Source organism: Paenibacillus sp. EKM10P, assembly GCF_011800655.1.
GTDB lineage: Bacteria > Bacillota > Bacilli > Paenibacillales > Paenibacillaceae > Paenibacillus > Paenibacillus polymyxa.
Genome location: NZ_JAALET010000001.1, coordinates 825,933 through 852,064, shown reverse-complemented (window position 1 = coordinate 852,064; position 26,132 = coordinate 825,933). Strand labels below are relative to the sequence as shown.

The window sequence follows — 26,132 nt, the reverse complement described above, 5'->3', positions numbered from 1 at the left end:
TCCTCATTTTTTATTCAATACCAAAAAGGCACATTAGTTATTTGTCATGACCTTCTTAGATGGATTATCACTCTTTGCAGATGAAATTTAACGCAACAGCCATTCCTTTATTGTCAATGCAGAAGAACCATTTTGAATGAGCGGATCTAAATTCCCAATCTTTGTCGCCTCCTCAAGTGACGCTGCTTTTATTAAATAGGCTCCTCCCGTTCCATCGCTAAATGGACCATACTTTTCAAGAGCTCCCTCTTTCTTTAACTTTTCCAGATGGTCATAGTGCCCTTCGATATCATCAGTATTGAACTTGTTTGTTCGTGTAGTAATTAATAAAAAGTAATTCATTGATTTCCCCTCCATATTTCCCTTGTAATAAAAAATATCTGGCGTTCCTTTAAGAAGATATTACAGCGTTAGCTATTGTAATAAAAGTCCTTAAAGATGAAATGCAACTATAAGGGGATTTGGTCAATTTTAGCGGATTCTCAAACTAAAACACGCCCTCAAGTGGCGTGTTTTAGTAATCACAAATCTCTCCAATTCAATTCCCCTAAACCCTTACTTCCAGATCTCGTCCGCAATCTCTTTTATGAAAGCAAGCTTTTTCCACTGCTGCTCTTCTGTCAGAATATTGCCCTCTTCTGTGGAAGCAAAGCCGCATTGTGGGCTGAGGCAGATGTGGTTAATGTCCACGAATTGAGTCGCTTCCTTAATGCGGTTAATGACCGTCTGTTTGTCTTCCAGTTCACCTGTTTTGGAGGAAACGAGGCCCAGTACGACCTGTTTTTCATCTTTCAGATGCTTAAGCGGGGTGAAATCACCCGCACGGTCGGTATCGAATTCGAGATAGTAGCCGTCGATGTTATCGATGCCGAACAGGGTTTCGGCTACAGGCTCATAGCCGCCTGAAGATGCCCAGGTGGAATGGTAGTTACCACGGCATACGTGGGTTGTAACGACCAAATCGGCTGGAAGATCCTTCACGGCTTCCTGATTCACACGAGCGAATAGCTTTTTGGTATCTTCCACATTTTCACCCGCATGCTGTCTAGCTTGCCAATAGTTTTTATCACAGAGCATGCCCCATGTGCAATCATCCAGTTGCAGGCTGCGGCAGCCTTCATTATACAGCGCTTGGATCACAGATTTGTAGGCTTTGGCAATGTCCGTCACCAGTTCATCCAGATTGCTGTAATACGTATCGGTTGTTTCTTTATTTTCTCCGCGCAGCAGCTCAGCCAGGAACTGCGCAGGTGCCGGAATCGTTTGACGAGCAATGGCATCCTCTCCTGCCACTTGTTTCAGGAATTTGAAATCTTCAATGAAAGGATGATGAGAATGTCCGATTTTACCGGTCAAGCGTGCGGTTTCCGCTCTTGTTTCCACACCTTGGAATTGGTAGCCGTTTGCAAGCTGTACCTTTTCCACGCCGTCCAGTCCCCACATAAAATCAAGATGCCACCAGGACCGTCTGAATTCACCATCCGTCACAGCTTGAAGTCCTACGGATTTTTGCTTTTCGACCAGCTTGATAATTTCTTCATCTTCAATCTTTCTCAGCTCGTCCGCAGAGATTTCATTATTTTGAAATTGAGTTCTGGCGTCTTTGATCGCTTGCGGGCGCAAAAAGCTGCCGACCATGTCATGTCTGAAAGGGGTCACTTTACGTTGGGATGCATTGTCAAGGATGCTGCTCATTAGGGTTATCTCCTTTTTCGCTTCAGTAGTGAAGTTGTTGTAAGAAAGATAACATACATTTTCAGCTATAAGGTAACTCCAATAAACTATAGCTAGTTATAGCCTAAGGCTATATCAAACTTTTTTATTCCCCTATCGCCTCATGCAACGCTTCTACATAGACAGTAGCCAGCTTGGAGAGCGCGACGTTTTTATGGCAAATCCATCCTACATTAATAGACTCATCACACTCCAGAGGGACGGAAATTATCTCGTTACCGTTCAGATCCGCACTAATTACCCCAGTAGAAATGGTATAGCCGTTCAAGCCAATAAGCAGATTAAAAAGGGTCGCCCGGTCATTAACATGAATGCTTTTGGGATGCGACAACGTACTCAGAATTTCCTCGGAGAAGTGAAAGGAATTGTACTCCCCTTGCTCAAAGGACAGGTATGGATAAGGATGAAGCTGGTCAATGGTCACGCTAGACTGCCGGGATAGCGGATTATTGGCACTGATAAAAATGTGCGGCTTGGCCGTAAACAGGCTGTTGAATTGCAGATTTGCATCTTTTAGCAGCTTGTTGATGACCTTGGCGTTAAATTCGTTCAGATACAGGATTCCGATCTCACTGCGCAGGCTTTTGACATCCTGTATGATTTCATGGGTTTTGGTCTCCCGCAAAGCCAGTTCATATTCATCCTGTCCATATTGATTCACCAGATTTACGAATGCATTTACTGCAAAAGCATAATGCTGCGTGGACACAGCAAAATGCTGTGGTGAAGGCTTGGCATCCAGATAGCGATTTTCCAGCAACTCCGCCTGCTCAACAACCTGACGTGCATAACCGAGGAATTCCACGCCTTCTTTGGACAAAGAAATGCCTTTATTGGTACGTTCAAAAATGGTGATATGAATTTCTTCCTCCAGATCGCGAATCGCGTTCGACAGACTGGGCTGGGAAATGAACAACCGCTTCGCCGCCTCATTCATGGAGCCACGATTGGTAACCTCGATGACATATTTTAATTGTTGTAAGGTCAATGCATGATGTCCTTTCCGTTTGTGTTTCTTCTATTATATAATACATAATCACGCTTCTGGGCAAAGGGATAATAGAAACACCTCCTCAAAATGGTAACATCCATTTCAAGGAGGTGCTTTTGCACGGTTGTATTAATTAACGGACTTCACCGTTTGTAGCGATCAGCTTTTGATACCAGTAGAAGCTTTGTTTACGAATGCGGCGCAGATCTTTGAGATCAAATTCCTCACGATCCACATAGATGAATCCGTAACGCTTACTGGAGCCCTGGTGGGTACTCACAAGATCAATCGCAGACCACGGACAGAAGCCGAATACGTCTACGCCGTCTGTAATAGCCAATTGAATCTGCTCGATATGCTTGTTGAAGAAGTCAATACGATAAGGATCGTTTACTACATCCCCTTCTTCCAGCTTGTCAAATGCACCCAAGCCGTTCTCTGTCACGATCAAAGGCAAGTGGTAGCGAGAATATATTTGGCGTAAGGTGGTTCTAAAACCGACCGGATCAATCTCCCAGCCAAACTCTGTCTTTTGCAGGTTGGGGTTCACAGAGCCCCGGTATGCTCCGGGTTCACCCACAATTTCATGCTGATCGCCTGTATGTGAAAAATCATTTCCATCATCCAAACTTTCCCCTACGGTTTGAGAGGTATAGTAGTTAAAGGCGATAAAATCTGGATTTCCTTTCGCTAATATATCCATATCCCCTTCTTCAATAACAGGCTCATAGCCCTTCTCGACCAAATAGCTCCAGGCAATGTGGTTGTAGCGGCCAAATACAGCCATATCCAGGTAGAGCCAGTTGCGAATAGCTGCATAGTTGTCAGCTGCCAGCGTATCTTCCGGTTTGGAACTGGCTGGATAAATGACCCCAATATTCGGTGCTGGTCCAATTTTCGCATTAGGTAGCATGTCATGGCACAATAACATTGCCTTCGCCTGCGCAACTAACATATGATGATTTTGTTGATACAGTACCTTTTGTGGATTTTCCAGACTTGTATCCAATGTACCAATAGAACCGGGATGGAGAATCAGCATGTTTTGTTCGTTAATGGTTAGCCAGTATTTGACTCTGTCCCCAAAGTTCTCAAACAACGTTTTGGCATACTGCTCGAAGGCATCAATCGTTTCTCTCTTGGACCATCCGCCTTGTTGTTCAAGCGCATAGGGCAGATCAAAGTGATACATAGTAACAATGGGCTCAATACCATATTTAATTAATTCGTCAATCAATGAGCTGTAAAATGCAATTCCCTTCGGATTGACTTCACCCGCGCCTTGTGGATAGATGCGTGTCCAAGCGATCGAGAAGCGGTACGCCTTAAAGCCCATTTCAGCCATCAGAGCTACGTCCTCTTTGAACATATGGTAATGATCACTGGTTACCTTAAAATCAGTGACCCCTTCGACATGGTTAGCCATGTCAATGACAGAGGGTCCTTTTCCATCTTCGTCCCATGCACCCTCTACTTGATAGGCGGAAGTTGAACCTCCCCAGAAAAAGTTTTCAGGAAATGCCTTCAATTGATTATGTTTCATGCTATAGTCCCTCCAGTTATCGTTATATCCTTCTGATTTCGCAATTCATGTACGTGAGGATGAGCTTTCCTGTATTACACCACCAAAGTTAGCAATACTTCATTTTTCTGAATCTGCTCCTGATTGGTCTCAAATACGTCCACTTTGTTTTTCGTCAGTGTGACAATGACAGGGGTTACGATTTCGTAGCCTGCTTCTATAATCTGCTCTCTGTCAAATTGGATTAACAAGTCCCCTTGTTTTACGATATCTCCCTCTTGAACGACCGGATTAAAATGCTTTCCTTTCAGCGCGACGGTGTTAATTCCGATATGAATTAATATCTCCGTGCCCGCCTTGGAAGTCAAGCCGATGGCATGTCCTGTAGGGAACAGCGAGGTTACAACTCCATCAATAGGCGCTACGACCTCACCGACAGATGGTTCAATGGCTAAGCCTTTTCCCATTGCCCCTGTTGAAAATGCCGAATCATTCACTTGGCTCAGTGGTGTAGTCTTGCCTGTGATCGGGCTATATATCGTTTCTTTCTTGATGTCAACAGCCTTAGTTGCTGTAACAGCTGGTAGAGGTTCTTCCGTCTTAACGGCCTCAACAGTTGCCGCGGTCTCCCCCTTCACCTTGCTTTCATAGCCAAAAATAAGAGTCAGCACCGTGGCTACCGCGAACGAGCATGCAATGGCAATCACGTAAACCAAGGTAGGCGTATATACCGGAATCGCAAAAATGTTGTGAAACACATAAGCTGTCATTTTCACTCCAAAATGTCCATTGATGGCACCGCCTATAGCCCCTGCGATAATGACAATTGGAATGACTCGTTTAAAGCGAAGCACCAGACCATACACAATCGGCTCTGTTACACCCGCCAGCAAACCTGTAATACTCGTGGAACCCGCAAGGGTTCTAAGTGTTTTATCTTTTTTCGCCTTCAGGAAGATACCGAATGCGACACCAATTTGAGCAAATACAGCCGCAGCCGCCATAGCCTCAATCGGATCACCGCCAACACCGATATTTTGAATCGTGATCGGGGTAAAGCCCCAGTGAAGTCCGAAGACGACCATAAAGGTCATAAAACCGCCAAGCACAATCCCTGACAAAATGCCGCTTACACCGATTAACCATGTCACACCCGAAGAAATCCAATCTCCTACTGTTGTACCAAACGGTCCGAATGCTAGTGCAGATAAAGGAACCATAATCATTAAAGCCAACATCGGAACTAAAAACAGCTGCAAATCCTTAAGAATAATCTTCTTCAAAAACTTGTCTACCAACGCATAGATGCTGATAGATATGAATATCGGAAAAACACTCGCTGAGTAGTTCATCATGACCACCGGTATTCCCAAAAACGATACATCAGAACCTTTGTCCATCAGTCCCGTAAAGTTAGGTTCCAGGAGAGCTGCACCGATCACACCAGCTACATAAGGATTCGCTTTTAGCTTTATACCGAGCGTAATCCCTAGTAAAATCGGCAAGAAGTAAAATACAGCATTCCCGGCAGCAGACAGGATCAGATAGGTATCACTTGTTGCGGACATCCAGCCCAGCAAGGTCAAAACCGTCAAGAGGGCTTTCAGCATCCCCGAGCCTGCCATCGCCGGAATCAACGGGGAGAAACTGCCGGAAATAACTTCAAAGATTGTAGATATGACTGATGTCTTCTTTCCCCTGGATTCGTTCGCCGCAGAGTTGTCTGACCCAAAATCCCTGTTTTTCATGATTTCCGTATATACATAGGCAACATGGCTGCCAATCACGACTTGAAATTGTCCTCCGCTTTCAACAACAGTAATGACTCCCTCGTGTTTCTCAAGCGCTTCTCTTTCAGCTTTTCGTGAATCCTTCAGGTCAAATCGGAGCCGTGTAGCACAATGGACAAGCCCATTGATATTTTCTTCTCCTCCAACGAGACGTACGATATCCTCGCCCATTTTCTTATGGTCCATGTTCATTCTCCTCTTGGGCAGATTGCCTGAAAACAAAAAAATACCTAAACGAAAGGCCTGCATGATCATAAAAAATGATCACTGCCATTCATTTAGGTATCGCCTGCTTATCAGTAACAATCCTTAAATTTAAGTTGTGAGCCTACTATAAAACACTCCGAAATCGTTTGCAAGCTTTTTTTCTAAGCATCAGCCAAATCATTTCTGGAGGTTACACGCTGTATATGAATCGTCAAATACACTTTCTCGTCAATCGACATCGCACTTTCATGCTTTAATTCCAAGTATTGATTAATTAATTGGGTGCACTGAAAAGCCCTCTCGTATTTTTCTTTGACTTGGTCATACAAGAAGTTATCCCCTGATGCTAATTGCTCTTGTTCATTGCTCAGCAAGCGCTGGGCAAAGTACTGCAAATGAGTAATAAACCGCGAATAATTAAATGAGGTTTCATCCAGTGTAATCTGATAGTAATCGGTTACAATATTGAAAATGTCATCAATGACTTCAGTAATCTCAACCGTTTGTTTCATGCCCTGTCCGTCTTGTCTTGCATTAACAAAATGCATGGCAATAAAGCTTGCTTCATGCTCATCCATTTGAATGCCAAATTGAGCATGGATGATGTCCAATGCATTCATACCTATCATAAATTCTTTTTTGTAAAATTTTTTAATTTGCCATAACAGTGAATTTTTAAGCCCCACAGATTTCCTGTATCGAGAGATGGCAAATTGGATATGGTCAATCAACGAAATATAGATATTATCACTAAAAATATTTCCCATTTCTTTTTTGGCGCTGCCTACAATTTCATCCGCCACCTTCAAATACTCTACAGATGTCTCCCCAATGAGATCAATTAATTTTTGTGGAATTTTATCGGATTTTAATACAAAGGTTTTTTCTATTTTTTCTTCATCGACCCTTTGTCCATTTTTCTTTTTAAAACCCAGACCGTTCCCTATGACAACAAACTCATGACCTACCTGATTTTCGGCCCGAATGACATTGTTGTTAAATATTTGCCGGATGATCATCTATCTGCTCACCTCATTGATGTAATAACAAAGTTGGAATAACAAAAAAAACCAAATAACGACTAAGTCCATTAGTCATTATTTGGGTATCGCCTGCTTATCAGTAACAATCCCGAAGGACACTATGCCCCTCATTCAATTACTCTTACTATACCGCTTTCAAAGCAGAATAACAATACAATCATGCCAAAAAACCGCCAAACACTCGAAATCCCTGTGCTCAGCAGTTTTTAAGTTGATGCTTAACGTTCTTTTTCTTTGCAAAATATGTCTTTGGCAACCTGAACTGCTGAGGCTGCCCGCGGCCATCCTACGTAAAAGGCTAGCTGTGTAATGACCTCAATCAATTCTTCCTCCGAAATCCCGTTCTCCTTGGCCAGGTTCAGATGATAAGGAAGTTGATACACATGCTCCCCCGCTACCAGAGCGGCAACTGTAATGAGACTCCGTTCCCTAAGAGATAGCTCACTTCTTCTCCATACATCTCCAAAAAGAACCTCCTCCGTATAGGTTACAAAAGCGGGTGCAAAATCACCTATCGTTTCCCGAACACTCGATCTAATTAATTTATGCTTCATAATATCATCTGGGCAAGTCCGTTGCCAAAGGACCAATCCTCTAATTCGGTCTCTACCAGTGTCACAAATACATCCTCCGGTCTAATCTTGCATTTAATAGAGATGAGTGCGGCTAATCTTTGGTAAAAACTCTTTTTTTGTTCCGTAGTTCTACCCGATCCCATCGTAATTTGGATATAAAGCAGCTTGTCTGTTCTGAATATATTCAAATAATCGGAACTATAATAAAACTCGCTCTGCTTATGAGCATGAAAAGCCTGAAAATAATCCTTGGGCGGGACCTGAAAATGTTCAATCAAAGCATTCATGATACAGCGGCTAATGCCAGGCAGCTCTTGCTCTGTGTATTGTTGCTCCAAATAACCTACTCGTACAAAAGGCATATTCATTCTCTCCTATCCGTTGGGATAAGATGATTGTACTCTCCTTATCTTCATCTGTATAATTGAAAATAATCATAAGCATATTCAATTTTATCGATGGAGATGAGTCCATATGGATCTGAAAGAGTTAACTACGTTTCGTACCATTATTGAAGAAGGAACCTTCTCAAAAGCTGCCGCTAAATTAAACTACGCACAATCTACAGTTACGAACCAAATCCAGAGGCTAGAGAAAGAGCTGGGATTTCAGCTTTTTAAAAGAGGCTGGGATGCGGAATTAACCGCCTCTGGAAAAATGTATGCCGAAGAGGTTGACGGTCTTATTCAGCATTGGAATTTTGTAATGGATCAGGCGAAGTCGCTGAAAAATGAAGAGATTGGCACGCTCCATATCGGTGTGATTGAAACGGTAGCTACTATCGCACTGCCGTTGATTCTACGACAGTTTCGAGAGCATAAACCGAATATTACGTGCCACTTTACAGTGGGAAACACGGATGCACTCTCCAAAGCTTTGTTGGACGGTACGCTGGATTTTGCAATCTCTGGAGAACCTCACTCGATTCCTTCCCTACATTTCGAACCTCTGTATCATGAACAAATTGCTTTTATCGTGTCCCGCAGTCATCCCTTCGCGGTAAGAAGTGAGCTTCAGCTCGAAGATCTGTATGAGTATCCGCTTATCGTCGGAGGTAAGAACTGCTTGTATCATATACGACTGGAGAAGGAGCTTTCCCGCTTCCCGTCGATGCCTTTTTTTTATACCGTCAGTCAAATTTCGTCTATACCCTCATTTGTACATACGTTTCCTTCGGTTGGAGTGGTTCTGTCATCAATGCCTTTGCAGAAGGACCTGGTCACCATTCCTCTCCAGCTAACAGATCCGAATATCCCCATCGGACTATTACAAAACAATCAGCACCCACAATACCTGACTTCGGCCCAAAGGCTGTTTATGCAGCTGGTTAAAAAAACAGTGGGGAATGACACCCGTTGGAGCTGAAAATATTATGAGCCCATAAAAAAACCGCTAAACACCTCGATATACGAGTGTTTAGCGGTTTTCCTATGATAAGACCAAGAGGAGTTCGGCTCCTCTTTTAATTTCTATACTCTTGTGATACTCGTTATTTCGTTTCAACTGGTTTTTTCCACAGTCCCAGAATGAGCGCGGAAATCACGGAGCCGATCGCCACTGCAAGCAAGAATAGCAACGCATGGTTGGCAAGAGCTGCTACAAAAATTCCGCCATGCGGAGCTGGAAGATTGATTTGCCAGAATTGCGTCAGACCGCCAGCGATCGCCGACCCTACAATACAAGAGGTCAGGACTCGCAGAGGGTCAGCAGCCGCGAATGGAATGGCACCTTCCGTAATGAAGGACAATCCGAGTACATAGTTTGTCAAGCCAGACTTGCGTTCTTGCTCGGTAAATTTATTTTTGAAGAACGTCGAAGCTAGTGCGATCGCCAGTGGAGGCACCATACCGCCTGCCATAACAGCTGCCATCATAGCCCCGTTTGTGTTACCGCTGGAAGTAAAGACACCGATCGAAAATGCGTATGCTGCTTTGTTGAAAGGTCCGCCCATGTCGATCGACATCATTCCGCCCAGAATCAGACCCAAAATAACCGCATTACCAGTTCCCAAATTGTTCAGAACATTGACAAGCCACGTATTAATACCACCAAAAATTGGATCGAACAGGTAGAACATAATCGCGCCTGAAATTAGGAGTCCAAATACAGGGTATAACAAGATTGGTTTTAAACCATCCAGAGCTTTCGGCAGACCTGCAAAAGCTTTACGCAGGAAGATAACTACATAACCGGCCATGAAACCAGCTGCCAGACCGCCAAGGAACCCTGCATTGGAGTTTACAGCCATCAAACCACCGACCATACCTGGCATCAGTGCCGGGCGGTCTCCAATGCTCATTGCGATAAATCCGGCCAGTATCGGAATCAGGAAGTGAAACGCACCTGTTCCTCCGCCAATCGTTTGCAGCAGTTGGAATAGTACATTATCTTCTCCAGCCACTTGTTCGATCAAGAAGGAAATCGCTAACAAAATCCCCCCGCCGACAACGAATGGCAACATATGAGAAATCCCGTTCATTAAATCCTTGTAAATTTTACTGCCTACGCTGGTCTTCTCGGCTTTTGACTCTTCAGCGTTGCCTTTACCTTCACTACGGTAAATTGGCGCTTCGCCGTTCAGCGCTTTGCGAATCAGTTCTTCAGATTTACGGATACCGTCACTTACCGGTCTTTGCAATACAGGTTTACCGTCAAATCTGGCCATTTCAACCTTCTTGTCAGCTGCAACAATGACGCCTTTGGCACGACGGATTTCATCTGCTGTCAGTACGTTTTGTGCGCCTTCCGAGCCGTTCGTTTCTACCCGGATATTTACACCCATTTCTTTCGCTTTCTTAATGAGAGCGTCTTCAGCCATAAACGTGTGCGCAATGCCTGTAGGACAAGCGGTCACTGCAACTACAAACTCGTCAGAATCCGGGTTGCCAACGATAACGTCCGGCGTTTGCTGTGCTTTGGCTGCCTCTTTCTTGGCCTCTTTTGCTTTCTTGGCAGCTTCTTCTTCCGCCTGCTTAGTATCAAATAGCTCTGTTACTTCATCCGGTGTTTGTGTATTCATCAGCTTGTCGATGAAATCAGTATCAATGAGCAACCGAGAAAGGGCAGCCAGTGTGCGAAGATGTGTGTTTGCCGCTCCCTCTGGAGCTGCAATCATAAAGAATACCTTCGCGGGTTCACCGTCCAGCGATTCGAATTCTACGCCTTTACTGCTTTTGGCAAAAACGACGGTCGCTTCATTCACGGCTTTCGTCTTGGCATGTGGCATCGCAATACCACCGCCGATTCCAGTGCTGGATTCAGCTTCGCGTTTGTATATCATTTCTTTGAACAAGGCCCGGTCATTAATACGTCCACTTGCTTCGAGACTGGTGATGAGTTCCTCAATCGCCCCGTCCTTTGTCGTTGCCTGCAAGTCCATGATCATCGTTTCTTTAATCATCAGGTCTGTTATTCTCATTGTTCACACTCTCCTAAGTTCGATCAGCGTGTAGACACACGCATAATAAGCTCATGCTGTAGCCAGATTACCGTTTTGAAATCGTGACTTGCGGCCGTAATTGTTCAATTTTCTCTCTCGTAGCCAGATCATCGGAGAACGCGGTTGCGCTTCCGGCTGCCACTCCTGCACGGAAGGCTTCGATCGGATCGCCATGTAGAGCCAGCGTACCCACGAATCCAGCAATCATAGAATCACCTGCGCCTACAGAATTTTTCACCGTTCCTGCCGGTACATTTGCGTGATACACTTCATCTGCCGTAATGAACAAAGCCCCTTCTCCTGCCATGGAAATGAGTACATTTTTTGCACCTGCTTCCAGTAGTTTACGACCGTAAGTGACGATCTCCTCCTCAGAATGAATAGTTACGCCAAACAACTCAGCCAGCTCATGATGATTCGGCTTGATGAGCAGCGGTTTATGAACCAAGGCCTTCATCAGCGCCTCACCTGTGGTGTCGATAACGAATTCAGCCCCGGTTTGCTGACATACGCGAATCAGTCGCTCGTAGAAGTCCCCTCCAAGGGATGGCGGGATGCTTCCCGACAAGACGACAATGTCATTTTTCTGGAGACTCGCCAGCTTTTGCACCAATGCATCGGCTTCTTGCTCACGAATCGCAGGCCCCAAACCGTTAATTTCCGTTTCATCACCATGCTTGAGCTTAATATTGATCCGTGTATCATCTTCGATCATTACAAAATCAGTTTTAATGGATTCTTCCCGCAATGTATCGTCGATAAACCTGCCTGTGAACCCTCCGAGAAAACCAATCGCCGTGCTGTCTGCCCCCAACTGGTTTAGTACACGTGATACATTAATTCCCTTGCCACCTGGCAGTTTTAAATCACGTTTCATCCGGTTCAAATCACCAAGCTTCAAATCGTCAACTTCCACGATATAATCAATGGAAGGGTTCAGCGTTACTGTATATATCATCGTTATCCCTCGATTATCTTAGTTTTCTGTGCGATGGATCGGCGTGAACGTTCCGGCACCGATTCAGTAATAAGGATAGCTTCCTTGAGTTCGAACAATTTGGCGAAGGTTACTTCTCCAATTTTGCTGGAATCGGCCAACACATATGTTTTGCCGGACAGCTGGTGGGCACGCCGCTTGATCAGCGCCTCTTCAGGATCAGGAGTGGTATACCCCATCTCCACGTCTACCCCGTTCGTTCCCAGAAAGCACTTGTCGAATCGGAAATTGTCCAAATTCTGTAGGGCAATACTCCCGATTACGGCTTTGGTATGAATTTTCATCATCCCTCCCAGTAGATAGCTTCTAATTCGTTTGCTTACCAGTGCTTCTACGTGGGAGAGACCATTCGTCACGACCGTCACGTCTTTAGCTTCAATGTAAGGAATCATCGCCATCGTTGTTGTTCCCGCATCCAGATAGATACATTCACCATCCAAAATTTCTTTGGCTGCCATACGAGCGACTGCGTTTTTTTGTTGAACGTTTTTGAATGTTTTTTCTTCCATGCCAGGTTCCTGACTTTTCTGATTCAGCAAGGTTGCCCCGCCATGAATCCGCTTTAACAACTGACGGCCTTCAAGATCTATCAAATCACGCCGAATCGTTGACTCAGAAGCTCCCAAGAGATCAGCCAATTCCTGCAATTTTACAACACCACGCTCTTGTAAGCGCTGTATTATTAACTTGTATCTTTCTTCCGTCAGCATCTTCATTCCCCCAACTGTTCTTATCGTACCACAAACCTAGCAAAAAACAATCATTTTTCTCCAAAAAGATTCAAAAAAATTCATTCCAACTTCATTTTTTTACAAAATGGTGAATTCCTGCTCCAATAAGCATGATTGCGTTTACATTTTAAAGAAAATTCAGCTACTTTTATGTAAATTCATTCTTCTTACATAGGAATTCAGCAGTAAACGTTCAAAAACGTTCTGACACTTTAATATGCCCCATCATATCCCTTGCTCCCTACGGTCTGGATTTGCTGTAGCTGTAATTCTCGATTCTTCAGCCAGCAAATCATAAAACTTCTTATGCCCTGGACGCGAGGATCAGTACTGCAAGCTTGGATTAACTCAACAAGAGCCATGATTGCATGCATACCGCATTCATGGCTCACCTCATTAGGATAAATATTCACCCTCAATCATCTTCTCTAGATAATCTTCCGGCTGCGCAAGAAACTCAGCAAAGCTGCATACATCCGCATATTCTTGATGCTCCTCGTCATAATAACCAAGACACTTGTGCTTCGGATTCCACACCAAAAGGATATCCGAATAGTTATCTACGTTTAGAGACAAACGCAACAGCTTTTGCCGTCCCACCTTCATCTCAACCGTATCTATGAAAGAGAAGAACTCAACAAATTGGATACCTAAATCATTTTCTGGAAGATCCACACGGAGCTGATCTCCCATCAGAAAGGCTACAAGATCCTTAGGAAGCTTGTAGCTTTTTAAGGTATGTCGTTTATTCTCCAGATTATGAAACGCTGGTGGTTCCACAGACTTTAGATATTCGGCCATTTCCACGTTCTTATTGCTAACAGCAATCGTATATGCCCGATCTCCATCCTTTTCTGCCAGTGTCACATCAGCTCCATACTCTACCAGGTACTTAACCATCGCAAAATCATTATTTCGTGCTGCCACAGTTAAAGGAGTCGCTTTATAGGGATATACCATATTAGGGGCATTGTAATTAATATCCGCACCATGCTCCAACAGTAGTGCCACTGTGTTCAGATCATGTTTACTAACTGCGTTGCGCAGCGTTGCCCCACCGTGCTGCTTTACATCGAGGCCAAGTTCGTGAATCAGCAAGATATTCTTTTTATTGCCATAATAGGCTTGCTCATAGGCACCGGCTTTGACCTGATTTTTTCCGTCCAGCTTGGCACCATGGGCCACCACATAGCGGACAATTTCTTCTGAACAATAACGAACAGCTGTTAAAAATGCGGGACGATCTTTTGCATTAAGTTGAACACCTTGCTCCACCAACAGCTTCAACACATCCAATTGCTCGCAGATGAGCGCAAGGTCTAATGGACTTAACGTCGTATATTTGCTGAGTTTAATTTCTTGTTCGATATCCCAGCCTTCGGTCAACGCTTGGCGTAAAGCCGACATATTGCCTTCTACAATATGTATTGCGATTTTTGGAAGACCGTCAAATTTGCCGATATCTTTTAATTGGATCATCGTATACCCTCACTCTTTATGTATCTGCTATTCATGTACATCTATTTTATACCAATCTTCCGTTTACTTAAATCCGCCTGACTCCCCAGTTTATTTGCTCACTCTAATGCAAACAATTGAGAGTATAGGTGAATATGCCTTATAGAAGCTATAATTGTAGTTGATTCTTTATACTCGATGTAACGAAAAGGAGAACATATGAATAGCATTCAATACTTATCCCAATTCAATTTGCTGCATAGTCTCTCACGAGAAGATTTGATTGAAATGGATCAAATGACCTCCATTACGACTCTACCAAAAAATACATTTATTCAAACCCCAGATACCTTTTCCGAAGGGCTTTATTTTGTGAAGAAGGGAAAAGTACGTCTATATAAGCTAAATGCTGACGGGAAGCAATTTACTTTGGATATCCTCAATGAGGGGAATGTATTTGGTGAAATGGATATGATTTCATTAGGGACAAGGGATATGTATATAGAAACGATAGAAGAATGCGATATCTGCCGGATGGACAAAGACCGCTTTGAGCATTTTTTAATACAACATCCCCGGTTTATGATGAACATGATCAAGGTGCTAAGTGACCGAATCTCAGGAATGAGTAGTCTGGCCCAGCATTTAGCCTTGGGAAATTTACAGGATAAAATTTTATATGTTCTTTTAAAATTATGCGATCAATTTGCCCTTCAAAGTCATGATGAGTATTACAAAATTGATTTCCCGCTTTCTCACCAGGAAATAGCACATTTGGTTGGAGCCACCCGTGAGGCTGTAACAACCGCTCTACAGGAGCTCGTCAAAGAAAGGGTCATTAAGACCGGCTTTAAGACAATTTACATCCATCGCCAAAAGCTAGTGAAGTTGTAAGCTACATTACATCTTTCCTCCTGACAAAAGAATTATCGTATACCTACCAGCAAATATACGATATGGAGTGATGAAATGCTACACCGCAAAGGGGCTCGCAAAAGAACAGATATCCCTACTGATGTACTTCAATTGCTACAACAGGGACAACTTGAGACTGTGAATCTTACCGAATGGCTGGCTGTAGATCATATTGTACTTCTGCGGAACGCTCTTGATGAGTTTGGATTGCAGCGATCATTCAATGTCTTCTTGACTGAATTGGATCATCTGAAGGAAAAAAAGATCATGAAAATAATACCCGCAATAGCACAAGCATGGCTTCATGTGTTTGAGCAACAAACGTTAGAAGAGCGTACTCGTATCTTTGACGCGATGGCCTCTCATCTTTCAGATAGCATTCGCTGCTGGGCTGCCTACATCATCGGGGTAGATTCCCGTTTAAGTCTAGAAGAAAAATTAGCTGATATTCGACCATTTGCAGCAGATTCCCATTTCGGAGTACGTGAAATTGCCTGGATGGCAATGAGAGAACCTATATCCTTGCAACTGGATGAGGCGCTTGTGCTGTTAAACAGCTGGATGCGAAACAAGGATGCTAACATACGTCGTTTTGCTATAGAATTAACCCGGCCACAAGGCGTTTGGGCCAAACACATCCCTGAACTAAAAGAACATCCCGAGTTAGCCCTTCCACTTTTGGAAGTGGTTCAATCTGACCCTGTCAAATATGTTCAAGACTCGGTGGGCAATTGGCTGAATGATGCCAGCAAAACTAACCCGGAATGGGTAATTCAGGTATGTGATACATGGCTGTTGGCTTCAGATACAAAGGAAACGAAGCGAATAGTAACTCGGGCACAAAGAAGCTTGAACAAAATGGAATAATCTGGAGACTCCTCCCCATCCAATCCATAGCTAGAATATTTACATAAACTATGAGATACATCTGGAATATTAGGAATGGAGGAATTCCTATGTCTATTATCCGAATCTATCTGGAAGCAGACAGTGTTGTATCTGGAGACACTGCCATCACCACGAATATAAATGTCACTCCAATTGTCAATCGGTACACAGCCGTTGTTGTGCTCGGCAACATCCTAGGGGGAGTGACCACCATCCCGGCACAAAATTTTACGAATGATAGTGGGACTTCAGTTGCGGCAAACAGTCTGGTGGTTCCGACCAGTAACGGTTACTACAATGTATTCGTGAATGGAACGTTGCAGCGAGGCGGATTAACGACACTTTCTCCTACTAATCTAATCATAAATACTGGCTTGTTAGTTGGCGCTACCGTAGTTATTGAGGTGATCAATTTCAACACCAGCGCTTCCTCAACATCTGTCAACAACGTCACCGTAACGACCACAATAAGCGACTGAGCTACGTAAAACAGGACAAACGCCTCTTTTTTATAATTTAATAAAAGGGTAAAATTCCCTTTATAAATATGAAACAGAGGGAGTTATTTCCATGCGATTTAGTTTTGCCTATTTTCGATTTTATATTATTGCACTTATAGCACTATTCATTCTTACCAGTTGCAATTCCAAAAATGCTGTAACTACAGTCCAAATGAATTCTAATGTAGACAATACGACTCATAATACAGCCGTTGTGGACAAAGAAAGTCAACCTGTCCCACACGTCACAGAGTCGTCAGCTCATGCCGTTACCTCGGATAAGGATCTTGTGGCTCTCACCATTCCCGCTGGCTGGCGTAAATTTAAACAAGGACAACTGGATTCAGTGCTTAGTGTTTGTGACAAAGAAAAAAAGAACGTAGGTCTGGTTTTCCGTGTCCCCAAGTCAGCTTTTGCAAATAATATGACGCTCGACGAATTCGTACAGCAACGTGAAGAAATCTCCGCACTGGGCCTAGAAAACTTTAAGGCTGTGGATACTACCCCAATCCAGATTGATTCCACAACCGCTAGAACAGCCGATTATAGTGGGAATTTTCAGGGCCAACAGGTCTATTACTTCAGTGCCATGTTTGAGAGCAAACAGCATTATCTTCAAGTATTGATCTATTCAAGGGGAGGCTCAGCTATAGAAAAACATCACGAATTTGCGACAATAGCCAGCTCCTTAAAAATATTAAGCGACTCACAAGTGGAGCCTGATCTTCGTTCAACAACTATTTTAAAAACTTTTAAAAGCGAAGATGCCCAGCAACGAATCCGTCTCCCTTATATATGGAAGGCTGGTTTAATTCTTAATCCAGATGCGTTAATTCAAGCCTGGTATGAGAAAAACGATGCGTACATGGTGGTCATCAAGGATTGGAAATCTGAACTACCTTATGAGAAATCCTCAATGATCACATTAAAAGAATACGCTGAGTTTTCAGCTCAATTAGTACTTAAAAGGTCTGGAAAAGGGATAATATTGACGGGACCAATAAAGGTCAATATTAACGGGAATCAAGGCTTGCAATACGAAGTATGGACAGAGAACGATAAAGTGAAAGTTGTATATTTAATCACTTATTTGGAGCATACCGATTCTTTCTCTCAAATTATTTTTTGGACGAGAGCTGATTATTACGATAATCAAAAATCTGAATTTCAAAGATACACCAAAACATATAGAGAAGAAGAAATATAGACATGACAAAATCCGCCAAACACTTAGAAATCTTTGTGTAAAGCGGATTTTTTCTATGTGACTATCACAGCTTGAAATCCTAAAAACTTCTCCATATTAAAATGGAACTATATCACCTTAATTCTTATCTTTTGTGGGCTAATAAGAGATTAACTATAGTATCCAGTTGAAGTTCCAGCGAATAGGGATCTTCCATCACAAACTCATCCCCTTTATCGCTGAATGAACCGTACATGTACACCTGTCCTTTTTTTACAGCCGGAAGACCCTTCCATAGCTCACTATGCAGAATCTGATTGGCCCCTTCATCTTCTGAGCCATATACAAAGATGTGATCTCCCATATACTCGGGTAAAACCTCAAGCGAAATATTTTCAAATCCTTCTTTCATATTCATTGCTTTCTTAGTGGGTGGCATCTGTAGCATTTGATATATGGTTGGACTTCCGTAGTTACCGCCTTTCGCCGCTAAAACATAGATTGATTTATTGGCGACTTGTACGATCGAAACCGTCTCTCCATCTTTAATGATACCGTCAATTTTAATTCTAGCCTTTGCAACTTTCTTCTCATATTCAGCAATCCACTGCTCGGCTTCTTTCTGCTTACCAAATATTTCACTGATTCTGCGGAATTTATCCAGTGGTCCCGCTGTAGATTCACCCTCCCAATACGGCAGGAACACAGTCGTTCCTACTTTCTGGTAGCTGTCGATGTTCTTTTCAATTGAGCCGATAATTAAATCCGGTTGCAGTACGGTCAGTTCCTCCAAATCCATAGGAAAATCCCCGAGATCTTTGATTCCGGCTAACTTCTCTTTGGGATATCCCGATTGATCAATCCAAGCCTCATTCAACATAAAGCTTCTGACCCCTACAGGTATAATCCCCAGTTTTAAAAGATGACCCATATACTGATCCGATGCTACTCGTTTTGGGTTAGCAGGTACTTCCACATCGCCTTTTAGTGTCTTAACCGTTCTGGTCTGTGCTTGTACTGCCGCTTGTCCATCGCTGTTGGATGATTTCGCTGTATGATTGGCTTTCGTTTGCGAGCTTCCATTTGTATTCGTCGGAGCTGAGCAGGCTCCCAGCATCAATGATAAGCACAACATGATCATCATTGCTGTAATTTTGCCTCTTCCGTGCATGAATAAATCCCCTTCCGCATGATACGATATTGATAATCAATATCAGTATAACGGGTGAAAGCTGTCCGCTGAAGGGCATATTTAAGCTTCGTTTGGGGCATATCCTGATCTTGCGCCTGGATATGCTGCTGCCGTTCTTTTTTGAATCGTACAGGAGATAGTCCCTTATATTTCTTGAAGCTGCGACTTAATGAATGAGCATCTGGATATCCCACACGCTCTGCGATCTCCTGCAAAGTGGCATCCGTCTGCATTAGCAGCTCTGCCGCTCGATTTGCCCGTATCTGGCCCAAGTAATGAATTGGACTGGTATGCATTTTACTTTTGAACAGCCTTGATAAATATCCGGTACTGCACTCTAGCTCCTCCGCAATGGACTCTAGTGTTATAGACCGACTAAAATGCTCACAAATATAAGTTACAGCTTGCGCTACCAAGTCAGGCTTAAGGGGCTGAATGCCTTGTCGATCCAATTGATGTAACAATTCGAAGACAAAATGATGAAATAAAGCTTTGACGTGCAGTTTACCAAGTCCCGATCCCTTATGCCATTCTTGCTCCAACAGCTTCACTTTATCATACAGGGGCAGCGGGTAATGAGGTGCGAAAGCATACTGATTCTGAAAAGGATTTCCCTTTTCCAGCAATTGTGCGATCTCCTTCCGACCAGGTAGGGCCAAAGTTGCCTTGTACAGAATGATGTAATATTCAAGCACATCCTCCGTCATGACGCTCAGGCACATTCCTTTTCCCCCATGCAGGACATGAAAACGATCCACCCTATGAACACTGTCATCTAACCATACCCGCGCACTTCCGCGTACAGTATATAAAAACGCACTGACCGGAAGTCTGTAGTTTCGCAATTCTTCCCTTTATCCATTTTCTTATGGAGAACATCCATCACTTGTATAAACACATGATTCCACAATAAAATGTGTTCGTTCAACTTCATTACTACCGCTCACCCCCCATCCAAATATAAGAAAAAGCCCTGTAAAGGGCTATCTTTTTTTGTGAACCATTCAATTGTCGCTTGGATTTCCACCGATATGATTAGGTTCCAAATCGTTTGCGATAACCACATTTTCGGCACAACTCTTCCACTGCTTCTCTCTTGGAGAATCCAAAGTACAGACGGTTTGCACGCTCACCTTCCACGATCTCGGAAAATGTTTGCTCATGCACATTTCCTAAATTAATGACGCCTTCTCCATCAAGACAGCAAGGGACCACTGTTCCATCCACCAAAACCGCCGCTTGACTGCGAAGCGCATGACAAAAGCCTTTTCCGTCATCTTCTGGTGCACTCAGGCTAGGCCATTCAAATTCGTAGTCTTGATTCAAATATACATTGGGGGCGATTTTGACCCCACTGCCCGGCATTACTTTTTCTTCAATCCGATAGTCCAGCCCAAACTCTTGCTCCAATTGCTCCAGTGTCTCGCGGTTGCGCTGACGCTGCACATTAGTCAAATTATCTTGAGTCAGATTCCAGAGACGGAAGGAAATAATGATATTGTGCTTCACAGCTTCTCTGACAAACGTGAAAATATGACCCAAATAACCTTCTCGATCCACAGAACCTTCATGCCCGTCAAAACTATGAAGAGAAAAATTCATCTGCCGTAATGCCGGCTGACCAAGCAGCTTATGTCCGGTCTTCGGCAGCAAGGTACCATTGGTGGTAATGTTGACCTTTAAGCCTTTCTCATGCGCACTCTCTAGCAAAAGATCAATTTTGGGATGGAGCAAAGGCTCTCCTTTGACATGCAGATAAATGTAATCCGTATGCGGCTTGACCTGATCAAGTACATTCCGAAAGACTTCCGGATCAATAAATTTTTTGACACGTTGTGTCTGAGGGCAAAAACTGCATGCAAGATTGCAAATGCTTGTTATCTCAATGTATACCTTCTTAAAAGTCTTCAACATGATTTCCCCATTCTAACCTTCATCCTGAACATTTGGTTTATGCTCACTAATCTTATGATTATAACGGGTTATGAACGAGAGGTAAACTCTGCGGATATTTTCTATTGACCTTAGGTCTGACCTAAGGTTTATAGTGAAGTTATTCAATTATCAAGAAGGAGACCTGTCATTGAAAAAACACATTACGATTAGTCAGCTTGCTCAGCTCATGAATGTATCTGTACATCAGCTGCGGTATTTTGAAGAAAAGGGTATCCTTTATCCGTTATACACAGATGAAAATCAATATCGAATGTACGGACTTCATGAAATTTATCAACTTTCACATATTTTAATGCTACGTAAATTAAATATCCCTGTCGGTCAAATTGAAGAATGTATGACTTCCTACACTGCCGATGATTACAACCAGCTTTTAGAACATTCGTTACAGAAGGTACAGGATGAAATCGCTAACTTAAAGCTGCTCGAACAGTTTATTCATAAAGTGCTAAAAGAACATCATAACCTTACCCGGCAAAACAATGAGTATCGAATCAAGCTTTTGGATACTCGACATTTAAAGCTGTGGTTTGCACTGGAGAGTGATCAAGAACTCACGGCCAGGAATCTATTTGAACAGCGGCCTGCCCCACCACAATTATTTGAAAATGATCTACATTATCTATCTGACTCTGGACAGCTGAAGCTATACTATGAAACGACATCAGGAACAGCTGACTACATTCTGGAAGAAGGTACCTATCTCTACAAGCATTTCTCCGCCACTGAAGACGCTGAGATAGAACACCAAGTCCAACAACTGGAGCATTATGCGACCCAGCACCAATATGAATGCTTGAGCAAGATCATTGTGGTGGAAAAATCCTATCTATCCATATTTGACAGCAACGAACTGCAATATGAGATTCAAGTACAAATTTCTGATAGCAGGAGGACGTTACATGAGTCCACAATCCTATGACATTGTTGCTTATCAAGAGCAAGACCATGAAGCCGTATGTAAGCTCTTAGTGGAATCGTTTAAGGCAAAATTTCAAGCTCTTGTTACTTTGGAGGATCAAGATATACAGCGTTTATTAATGCAGGTTTGGGTTCAACATCCTGATTCTACATCTGGGAAGCAATTTGTGGTTAAAGAGAACGAAGATGTTGTTGGTGTCCTTTCGCTCAAATGGAAGGCTCCCTCCTCTTCACTTCCTAAAACAAATCTCACTTCTTTGACTTCGCTTATAAAACAGTTTGGCTGCTTCAATGTATTTAAATTTTTGACAGGCATGTATGCGCTGGACTATAAACCTGCCATAGATGAGTGTTACATTGATCATTTGGCGATTCGCTCAAGTCATCGCAATCAAGGGATCGGGCGACATTTTCTAGCTTTCGCACAGCGGTTTACGGTTGAATCCGGGTTCCATACGTTGACACTTTATGTAGCACATCAGAATCGGCAGGCTATCCGCTTGTACCGCAATCTAGCGTTTGAAATAGAGCAGTCCCGATATAATGGTTGGCGGCATTTTTGGTTCAAGGAGCCTGTATGGCATCTAATGAGCTGGAAAGAACAAAACTGCATTCGAGGAGAGAACAGCATTGAAAAAAACATATAAACTTACCCTTGGTATTGCGGCAGGTCTGGCTGTTGCCTTGATATTGATTGTTTTATATCAAAATTCCTACAAGATGACGGAAGAAAAAATACAAATTGCAACTCCCAAAGGAGTATTAACAGGTACACTGGCTTTGCCTAAAAACTACTCGGGAAAGGTTGGATTGGTTGTTTTTGTCCATGGAGATGGTCCAATCAATGACACCTATGATGATGGATACAAACCACTGTGGGAAAGGTTTGCTTCTAAGGGGTATGCTTCCTTATCCCTGAATAAGCCCGGTATTAACCGCGCTCCAGGCGATTGGCTGGAGCAAAGTATGGAGGACCGGGCACAGGAGATTCGATATGCAGTTGACTGGGCCAAAACCTTACCGATGATTGATAAGCACAAAATCGGCCTTTGGGGAGCCAGTCAAGCAGGCTGGGTCATTCCGAAAATCGTTAAAGAGGAGCATGATATTGCATTCAGCATCCTTGTATCGCCGGCTGTGAATTGGATTACACAAGGGCGATTTAACACAAAAAAAGAGTTGGAACAAGAAGGAGCTAGCCCGCAGCAAATTAAAAAGAGACTGGACTACGACCATAAGGTTCTACAATTACTGAAAAATCATGCTTCCTATGAAGAATACCTAAGCATAGCCAGTCCTAACGATATCATTTCCAAAGAAAGATGGAGCTTTATAGGCAAAAATTTTCGTTCTGATTCTACGGAAGAATTAAGCTACTTTAAATCTCCTGTACTCTTGGTTCTGGCTGGGAAAGATATGAACGTAGATGTAAAAGACACCGAGCGAGTATATCGCCAAAAGATATCTCCAGAGCTGCTGTCTGTCATTCATTTGCCAAAAGTTGACCATTCCATGATGAATGAGTACATCACGCATTCCAAGTCCCTAACCTTCTTAACCGCCGTATTTGCCCCCAGACAATTGGTGAGTGATGATTATCTACAAATTCTCGCCGATTTTGTTAGTCAGCATTAAGCTTGAAACTGCTGTATACTCTATTAGACCGGGAATAGATATATAAACAGCAAAAAAACGGCATTTCTGCCGTTTTTTTAAAGGATGGACTCTCAGGGACTCGAACCCTGGACCAATTGATTAAGAGTCAACTGCTCTACCAACTGAGCTAAGAGTCCATATAAAATTATGGTGGAGCCTAGGGGGATCGAACCCCTGACCTCATCGCTGCCAGCGATGCGCTCTCCCAGCTGAGCTAAGGCCCCGTCTCATGTAAGTTAATTAACGTTTCAAGCGACTTCTATATCATATAAAATATTCGACCCTGTGTCAATACTTTTATAAAAAAAATATTAACATCTTCCCGCCACGGCCCTAAAAAGATACAGTCAGCGATCAGTCGCTGTCTGTATCTTTGGATAACAGTGTTTTCAGTTCCTTCATAAACATATTGATGTCTTTGAACTGCCGATAGACGGACGCAAAGCGTACGTAGGCCACTTCATCCACAGGATAGAGCTGTTCCATGACCAGCTCACCAATCTGCTGGCTATCCACCTCTGTGGCTGCCGTGTTGCGAATGGCGTTCTCCACCTGAGATACAATCAGATCGAGCTGCTCGACTGATACTGGACGCTTCTCACAGGCTCGAATGAGACCGCGCAGCATTTTATCACGGCTAAACTCTTCACGGCTGCCATCTTTTTTGATGACCATCAGTGGGGTCTCTTCCACCATTTCAAAGGTGGTAAAACGCCTGGCACACTGTTCGCATTCGCGGCGGCGTCGGATGGACTTATTATCATTCGCTGGTCGCGAATCCAACACTTTCGTGCCGTTGTAAGCGCAATACGGGCACTTCATAATCTCATCACTTCCTTTTTCCAATAAATTCCCGAAGCTTTTTAGTAATAATTTTGTCGAAACGGATCATAATATGTTTACCACGTCGCGAGGAGGTGAACAACAATGGCACAAGGAAACAATGGCAACTCCAACAACCTGGTAGTCAGCAGATCCTCCGGTGCTCTGGAGCAAATGAAATATGAAATCGCTCAAGAGCTGGGTATCAGCATTCCTCAAGATGGATACCAAGGTAACATGACTTCCTATGAGAACGGTTCGATCGGGGGCTACATCACAAAACGCCTCGTAACGATCGCCGAACAACAATTGGCAGGACAATACCAATAATCTCGGTAATAATGAAGAAGTAATACGAAAAAGTGTAGGGATAGGCTGCTAAAAACAGCCTGTCCTGCGCTTTTTTTCATTTTAAAGCGAAAAGGCTCATGTTGTCATTAACCTGTCCCTTAAAACTCATTATAAATTTTTGTATATTGCCTGTAGTAATAGATGACTCGCTGTACATAATGCCGTGTCTCACCAAAAGGGATTTGCTTAATGGACTCTTCTTTGCCATCCCACACCCCCTGATCTAGCCATTCCTGAACTTTACCTGGACCAGCATTATAAGCCGCTACGATGACCACAGGATTATCCTGAAACTTCATAGACAGGTTATGCAGATACCAGGTCCCCAGCTCAATATTGGTGCCGGGCTCGTGCTTGACACTATCCAGCGGGACCTTCTGAATCTGGGCACTCTCCATAATCCAATTGGCTGTGTTCGGCATAATCTGCATAAGCCCCAGCGCCCCCTTGTGTGACTGCTTGCTGGTTTTAAAATTTGTTTCCACACGGATAATAGACGCCACCAAAAATGGGTCCACTTCATAGGTCTGTGAATACTGCCGAATCTCATCCTTATATTGAATCGGGTAAAACCAGGACATCCAATTCGAGTTGAGGAACAGAATCAGGACAAATCCGACAAACAAAATGAGCAGGACTCTTTTCTTACGTAAAATGTTCATGCAAGTCCCTTTCGCTGCCAAAACTGATCAATTTGCATCTGCGTCTCAGACTGTGTTCCGCTATTATCAATAACAATATCAGCTAAATTTTTTTTCTGCTCGATATCCATTTGTGCGGACAAACGAAGCTCGGCTTGCTCTTCTGTCAGACCGTCTCTGAGCATCAGACGTCGGAGCTGAACATCACGTGGTACATATACAACCATAATTTCCTCGTACAGGCTCTCCAGCCCAGACTCATACATTAACGGGATATCTGCCAAAACAAGCTTGTCCGGCTGCTCCCGTTCATAAGCTTCCATGCGCAGACGCATTTCCTCACGAATAGCAGGATGCGTAATATCGTTAAGTGCCTGTCGCTGTACAGGATCTCTGAATACAATCTCTCCCAGTCTTTTGCGGTGCAGGGTTCCGTCAGTGTTTACTATAGCTTGTCCAAAATGCTGTATGACCGCCGCCAGCACCGGATGCCCCGGAAGCATAACTTCCCGGGCAATGGCATCTGCGTCGATCAGCAGCGCACCCTTGGCGACCAAAAGAGCCGACACGGTGCTTTTTCCGGTAGCGATCCCTCCGGTTAATCCGATATTCATGCT

At 43.4% G+C, this 26,132-nt stretch carries 27 protein-coding genes and 2 tRNA genes; 9 read left to right on the top strand and 20 right to left on the bottom strand.

Annotated elements, in window-relative coordinates; all coding sequences use genetic code 11:
* Window positions 1-87: 87 nt before the first annotated feature.
* From HFE01_RS03895 to HFE01_RS03860, 8 genes are all read right to left on the bottom strand, one after another.
* A complete protein-coding gene (locus HFE01_RS03895) occupies window positions 88-342 on the bottom strand; it encodes a YciI family protein (protein ID WP_107734351.1) in 255 nt (84 codons plus the stop codon).
* Window positions 343-555: 213 nt separating this feature from the next.
* Window positions 556-1,695, bottom strand: coding sequence for a 5-methyltetrahydropteroyltriglutamate--homocysteine S-methyltransferase (locus HFE01_RS03890; RefSeq protein WP_107734352.1), 1,140 nt, complete (start codon window positions 1,693-1,695; stop codon window positions 556-558).
* Window positions 1,696-1,819: 124 nt separating this feature from the next.
* Window positions 1,820-2,722: a LysR family transcriptional regulator gene (locus tag HFE01_RS03885; protein WP_016819664.1), complete on the bottom strand. Its 903-nt coding sequence runs from the start codon at window positions 2,720-2,722 to the stop codon at window positions 1,820-1,822.
* 136 nt (window positions 2,723-2,858) lie between these two features.
* Window positions 2,859-4,268, bottom strand: coding sequence for a glycoside hydrolase family 1 protein (locus HFE01_RS03880; RefSeq protein WP_107734353.1), 1,410 nt, complete (start codon window positions 4,266-4,268; stop codon window positions 2,859-2,861).
* 74 nt (window positions 4,269-4,342) lie between these two features.
* On the bottom strand, window positions 4,343-6,223 hold the full coding sequence (locus HFE01_RS03875) for a beta-glucoside-specific PTS transporter subunit IIABC (protein WP_107734354.1): 1,881 nt from the start codon (window positions 6,221-6,223) through the stop codon (window positions 4,343-4,345).
* Window positions 6,224-6,405: 182 nt separating this feature from the next.
* Window positions 6,406-7,263: a BglG family transcription antiterminator LicT gene (gene licT / locus HFE01_RS03870; RefSeq protein WP_107734355.1), complete on the bottom strand. Its 858-nt coding sequence runs from the start codon at window positions 7,261-7,263 to the stop codon at window positions 6,406-6,408.
* A 242-nt stretch (window positions 7,264-7,505) separates the two neighbouring features.
* On the bottom strand, window positions 7,506-7,841 hold the full coding sequence (locus tag HFE01_RS03865) for a carboxymuconolactone decarboxylase family protein (RefSeq protein ID WP_107734356.1): 336 nt from the start codon (window positions 7,839-7,841) through the stop codon (window positions 7,506-7,508).
* Window positions 7,838-8,224 (bottom strand): tautomerase family protein, encoded by a 387-nt coding sequence (locus HFE01_RS03860; protein ID WP_107734357.1) that lies wholly within the window; start codon window positions 8,222-8,224, stop codon window positions 7,838-7,840. The genes HFE01_RS03865 and HFE01_RS03860 overlap by 4 nt, the downstream gene beginning before the upstream one ends.
* Window positions 8,225-8,336: 112 nt before the next feature.
* Between HFE01_RS03860 and HFE01_RS03855 the strand changes: the two genes are divergently transcribed.
* The gene (locus HFE01_RS03855) at window positions 8,337-9,227 is read left to right on the top strand and encodes a LysR family transcriptional regulator (protein ID WP_103042360.1); all 891 of its coding nucleotides are present in this window, start codon (window positions 8,337-8,339) and stop codon (window positions 9,225-9,227) included.
* A 124-nt stretch (window positions 9,228-9,351) separates the two neighbouring features.
* Here the strand turns inward: HFE01_RS03855 and HFE01_RS03850 are convergent, their stop codons facing one another.
* The 4 genes from HFE01_RS03850 to HFE01_RS03835 all read right to left on the bottom strand — a co-directional run bounded on the left by HFE01_RS03850 (window position 9,352) and on the right by HFE01_RS03835 (window position 14,508).
* Window positions 9,352-11,280, bottom strand: a complete 1,929-nt coding sequence (locus HFE01_RS03850; RefSeq protein ID WP_016819657.1) for a PTS fructose transporter subunit IIABC — start codon at window positions 11,278-11,280, stop codon at window positions 9,352-9,354.
* 67 nt (window positions 11,281-11,347) lie between these two features.
* Window positions 11,348-12,259, bottom strand: coding sequence for a 1-phosphofructokinase (gene pfkB / locus HFE01_RS03845; RefSeq protein WP_107734358.1), 912 nt, complete (start codon window positions 12,257-12,259; stop codon window positions 11,348-11,350).
* A gap of 2 nt (window positions 12,260-12,261) precedes the next feature.
* Window positions 12,262-13,008 carry a DeoR/GlpR family DNA-binding transcription regulator gene (locus HFE01_RS03840; protein WP_016819655.1) on the bottom strand — a complete coding sequence of 249 codons (747 nt, stop codon included), beginning with the start codon at window positions 13,006-13,008 and terminating at the stop codon, window positions 12,262-12,264.
* 417 nt (window positions 13,009-13,425) lie between these two features.
* On the bottom strand, window positions 13,426-14,508 hold the full coding sequence (locus HFE01_RS03835; protein WP_107734359.1) for an ankyrin repeat domain-containing protein: 1,083 nt from the start codon (window positions 14,506-14,508) through the stop codon (window positions 13,426-13,428).
* A 198-nt stretch (window positions 14,509-14,706) separates the two neighbouring features.
* On the opposite strand from HFE01_RS03835, the gene HFE01_RS03830 reads away from it, so the two are divergent.
* The 4 genes from HFE01_RS03830 to HFE01_RS03815 all read left to right on the top strand — a co-directional run bounded on the left by HFE01_RS03830 (window position 14,707) and on the right by HFE01_RS03815 (window position 17,997).
* Entirely contained in the window at window positions 14,707-15,381 is a 675-nt protein-coding gene (locus HFE01_RS03830; protein WP_025364524.1) for a Crp/Fnr family transcriptional regulator, read from the top strand.
* 75 nt (window positions 15,382-15,456) lie between these two features.
* On the top strand, window positions 15,457-16,269 hold the full coding sequence (locus HFE01_RS03825) for a DNA alkylation repair protein (protein WP_044785451.1): 813 nt from the start codon (window positions 15,457-15,459) through the stop codon (window positions 16,267-16,269).
* Between the two features lie 89 nt (window positions 16,270-16,358).
* Complete coding sequence (locus HFE01_RS03820) at window positions 16,359-16,769, top strand: DUF4183 domain-containing protein (RefSeq protein WP_044785449.1); 411 nt, start codon at window positions 16,359-16,361, stop codon at window positions 16,767-16,769.
* Window positions 16,770-16,860: 91 nt separating this feature from the next.
* A complete protein-coding gene (locus HFE01_RS03815) occupies window positions 16,861-17,997 on the top strand; it encodes a hypothetical protein (protein WP_107734360.1) in 1,137 nt (378 codons plus the stop codon).
* A 124-nt stretch (window positions 17,998-18,121) separates the two neighbouring features.
* On the opposite strand, the gene HFE01_RS27195 is transcribed toward HFE01_RS03815, so the two are convergent.
* From HFE01_RS27195 to HFE01_RS03805, 3 genes are all read right to left on the bottom strand, one after another.
* A complete protein-coding gene (locus HFE01_RS27195) occupies window positions 18,122-19,147 on the bottom strand; it encodes an ABC transporter substrate-binding protein (protein ID WP_243208134.1) in 1,026 nt (341 codons plus the stop codon).
* Window positions 19,117-20,013 carry a helix-turn-helix transcriptional regulator gene (locus HFE01_RS27190; protein ID WP_243208133.1) on the bottom strand — a complete coding sequence of 299 codons (897 nt, stop codon included), beginning with the start codon at window positions 20,011-20,013 and terminating at the stop codon, window positions 19,117-19,119. Before HFE01_RS27190 ends, HFE01_RS27195 begins: the two co-directional genes overlap by 31 nt.
* A gap of 190 nt (window positions 20,014-20,203) precedes the next feature.
* Window positions 20,204-21,082, bottom strand: coding sequence for a radical SAM/SPASM domain-containing protein (locus HFE01_RS03805; protein ID WP_107734361.1), 879 nt, complete (start codon window positions 21,080-21,082; stop codon window positions 20,204-20,206).
* A gap of 169 nt (window positions 21,083-21,251) precedes the next feature.
* On the opposite strand from HFE01_RS03805, the gene HFE01_RS03800 reads away from it, so the two are divergent.
* The 3 genes from HFE01_RS03800 to HFE01_RS03790 are packed head-to-tail and all read left to right on the top strand — an operon-like array spanning window position 21,252 to window position 23,680.
* Window positions 21,252-22,046, top strand: a complete 795-nt coding sequence (locus HFE01_RS03800; protein WP_107734362.1) for a helix-turn-helix domain-containing protein — start codon at window positions 21,252-21,254, stop codon at window positions 22,044-22,046.
* A complete protein-coding gene (locus HFE01_RS03795; protein WP_107734363.1) occupies window positions 22,027-22,692 on the top strand; it encodes a GNAT family N-acetyltransferase in 666 nt (221 codons plus the stop codon). Before HFE01_RS03800 ends, HFE01_RS03795 begins: the two co-directional genes overlap by 20 nt.
* On the top strand, window positions 22,676-23,680 hold the full coding sequence (locus HFE01_RS03790; RefSeq protein WP_107734364.1) for an alpha/beta hydrolase family protein: 1,005 nt from the start codon (window positions 22,676-22,678) through the stop codon (window positions 23,678-23,680). The genes HFE01_RS03795 and HFE01_RS03790 overlap by 17 nt, the downstream gene beginning before the upstream one ends.
* An 85-nt stretch (window positions 23,681-23,765) precedes the next feature.
* Here the strand turns inward: HFE01_RS03790 and HFE01_RS03785 are convergent.
* From HFE01_RS03785 to nrdR, 3 genes are all read right to left on the bottom strand, one after another.
* Window positions 23,766-23,838 (bottom strand) — tRNA-Lys (locus HFE01_RS03785).
* 11 nt (window positions 23,839-23,849) lie between these two features.
* Window positions 23,850-23,925 (bottom strand) — tRNA-Ala (locus HFE01_RS03780).
* 130 nt (window positions 23,926-24,055) lie between these two features.
* Window positions 24,056-24,523 (bottom strand): transcriptional regulator NrdR, encoded by a 468-nt coding sequence (nrdR, locus tag HFE01_RS03775; protein WP_013370366.1) that lies wholly within the window; start codon window positions 24,521-24,523, stop codon window positions 24,056-24,058.
* 105 nt (window positions 24,524-24,628) lie between these two features.
* On the opposite strand from nrdR, the gene HFE01_RS03770 reads away from it, so the two are divergent.
* Entirely contained in the window at window positions 24,629-24,853 is a 225-nt protein-coding gene (locus tag HFE01_RS03770) for an alpha/beta-type small acid-soluble spore protein (RefSeq protein ID WP_013309613.1), read from the top strand.
* Between the two features lie 119 nt (window positions 24,854-24,972).
* On the opposite strand, the gene HFE01_RS03765 is transcribed toward HFE01_RS03770, so the two are convergent.
* Window positions 24,973-25,536 (bottom strand): lytic transglycosylase domain-containing protein, encoded by a 564-nt coding sequence (locus tag HFE01_RS03765; protein ID WP_016819641.1) that lies wholly within the window; start codon window positions 25,534-25,536, stop codon window positions 24,973-24,975.
* The gene (gene coaE / locus HFE01_RS03760) at window positions 25,533-26,129 is read right to left on the bottom strand and encodes a dephospho-CoA kinase (RefSeq protein WP_107734365.1); all 597 of its coding nucleotides are present in this window, start codon (window positions 26,127-26,129) and stop codon (window positions 25,533-25,535) included. The genes HFE01_RS03765 and coaE overlap by 4 nt, the downstream gene beginning before the upstream one ends.
* Window positions 26,130-26,132 lie beyond the last annotated feature (3 nt).

Excerpts from the sequence above, each read along its gene's own strand:
- HFE01_RS03895 (WP_107734351.1), bottom strand. The coding sequence starts at position 342 with ATGAATTACTTTTTATTAATTACTACACGAACAAACAAGTTCAATACT.
- HFE01_RS03890 (WP_107734352.1), bottom strand. The coding sequence starts at position 1,695 with ATGAGCAGCATCCTTGACAATGCATCCCAACGTAAAGTGACCCCTTTC.
- HFE01_RS03880 (WP_107734353.1), bottom strand. The coding sequence starts at position 4,268 with ATGAAACATAATCAATTGAAGGCATTTCCTGAAAACTTTTTCTGGGGA.
- HFE01_RS03875 (WP_107734354.1), bottom strand. The coding sequence starts at position 6,223 with ATGGACCATAAGAAAATGGGCGAGGATATCGTACGTCTCGTTGGAGGA.
- licT (WP_107734355.1), bottom strand. The coding sequence starts at position 7,263 with ATGATCATCCGGCAAATATTTAACAACAATGTCATTCGGGCCGAAAAT.
- HFE01_RS03865 (WP_107734356.1), bottom strand. The coding sequence starts at position 7,841 with ATGAAGCATAAATTAATTAGATCGAGTGTTCGGGAAACGATAGGTGAT.
- HFE01_RS03860 (WP_107734357.1), bottom strand. The coding sequence starts at position 8,224 with ATGCCTTTTGTACGAGTAGGTTATTTGGAGCAACAATACACAGAGCAA.
- HFE01_RS03855 (WP_103042360.1), top strand. The coding sequence starts at position 8,337 with ATGGATCTGAAAGAGTTAACTACGTTTCGTACCATTATTGAAGAAGGA.
- HFE01_RS03850 (WP_016819657.1), bottom strand. The coding sequence starts at position 11,280 with ATGAGAATAACAGACCTGATGATTAAAGAAACGATGATCATGGACTTG.
- pfkB (WP_107734358.1), bottom strand. The coding sequence starts at position 12,259 with ATGATATATACAGTAACGCTGAACCCTTCCATTGATTATATCGTGGAA.
- HFE01_RS03840 (WP_016819655.1), bottom strand. The coding sequence starts at position 13,008 with ATGCTGACGGAAGAAAGATACAAGTTAATAATACAGCGCTTACAAGAG.
- HFE01_RS03835 (WP_107734359.1), bottom strand. The coding sequence starts at position 14,508 with ATGATCCAATTAAAAGATATCGGCAAATTTGACGGTCTTCCAAAAATC.
- HFE01_RS03830 (WP_025364524.1), top strand. The coding sequence starts at position 14,707 with ATGAATAGCATTCAATACTTATCCCAATTCAATTTGCTGCATAGTCTC.
- HFE01_RS03825 (WP_044785451.1), top strand. The coding sequence starts at position 15,457 with ATGCTACACCGCAAAGGGGCTCGCAAAAGAACAGATATCCCTACTGAT.
- HFE01_RS03820 (WP_044785449.1), top strand. The coding sequence starts at position 16,359 with ATGTCTATTATCCGAATCTATCTGGAAGCAGACAGTGTTGTATCTGGA.
- HFE01_RS03815 (WP_107734360.1), top strand. The coding sequence starts at position 16,861 with ATGCGATTTAGTTTTGCCTATTTTCGATTTTATATTATTGCACTTATA.
- HFE01_RS27195 (WP_243208134.1), bottom strand. The coding sequence starts at position 19,147 with ATGCACGGAAGAGGCAAAATTACAGCAATGATGATCATGTTGTGCTTA.
- HFE01_RS03805 (WP_107734361.1), bottom strand. The coding sequence starts at position 21,082 with ATGTTGAAGACTTTTAAGAAGGTATACATTGAGATAACAAGCATTTGC.
- HFE01_RS03795 (WP_107734363.1), top strand. The coding sequence starts at position 22,027 with ATGAGTCCACAATCCTATGACATTGTTGCTTATCAAGAGCAAGACCAT.
- nrdR (WP_013370366.1), bottom strand. The coding sequence starts at position 24,523 with ATGAAGTGCCCGTATTGCGCTTACAACGGCACGAAAGTGTTGGATTCG.
- HFE01_RS03770 (WP_013309613.1), top strand. The coding sequence starts at position 24,629 with ATGGCACAAGGAAACAATGGCAACTCCAACAACCTGGTAGTCAGCAGA.
- HFE01_RS03765 (WP_016819641.1), bottom strand. The coding sequence starts at position 25,536 with ATGAACATTTTACGTAAGAAAAGAGTCCTGCTCATTTTGTTTGTCGGA.
- coaE (WP_107734365.1), bottom strand. The coding sequence starts at position 26,129 with ATGAATATCGGATTAACCGGAGGGATCGCTACCGGAAAAAGCACCGTG.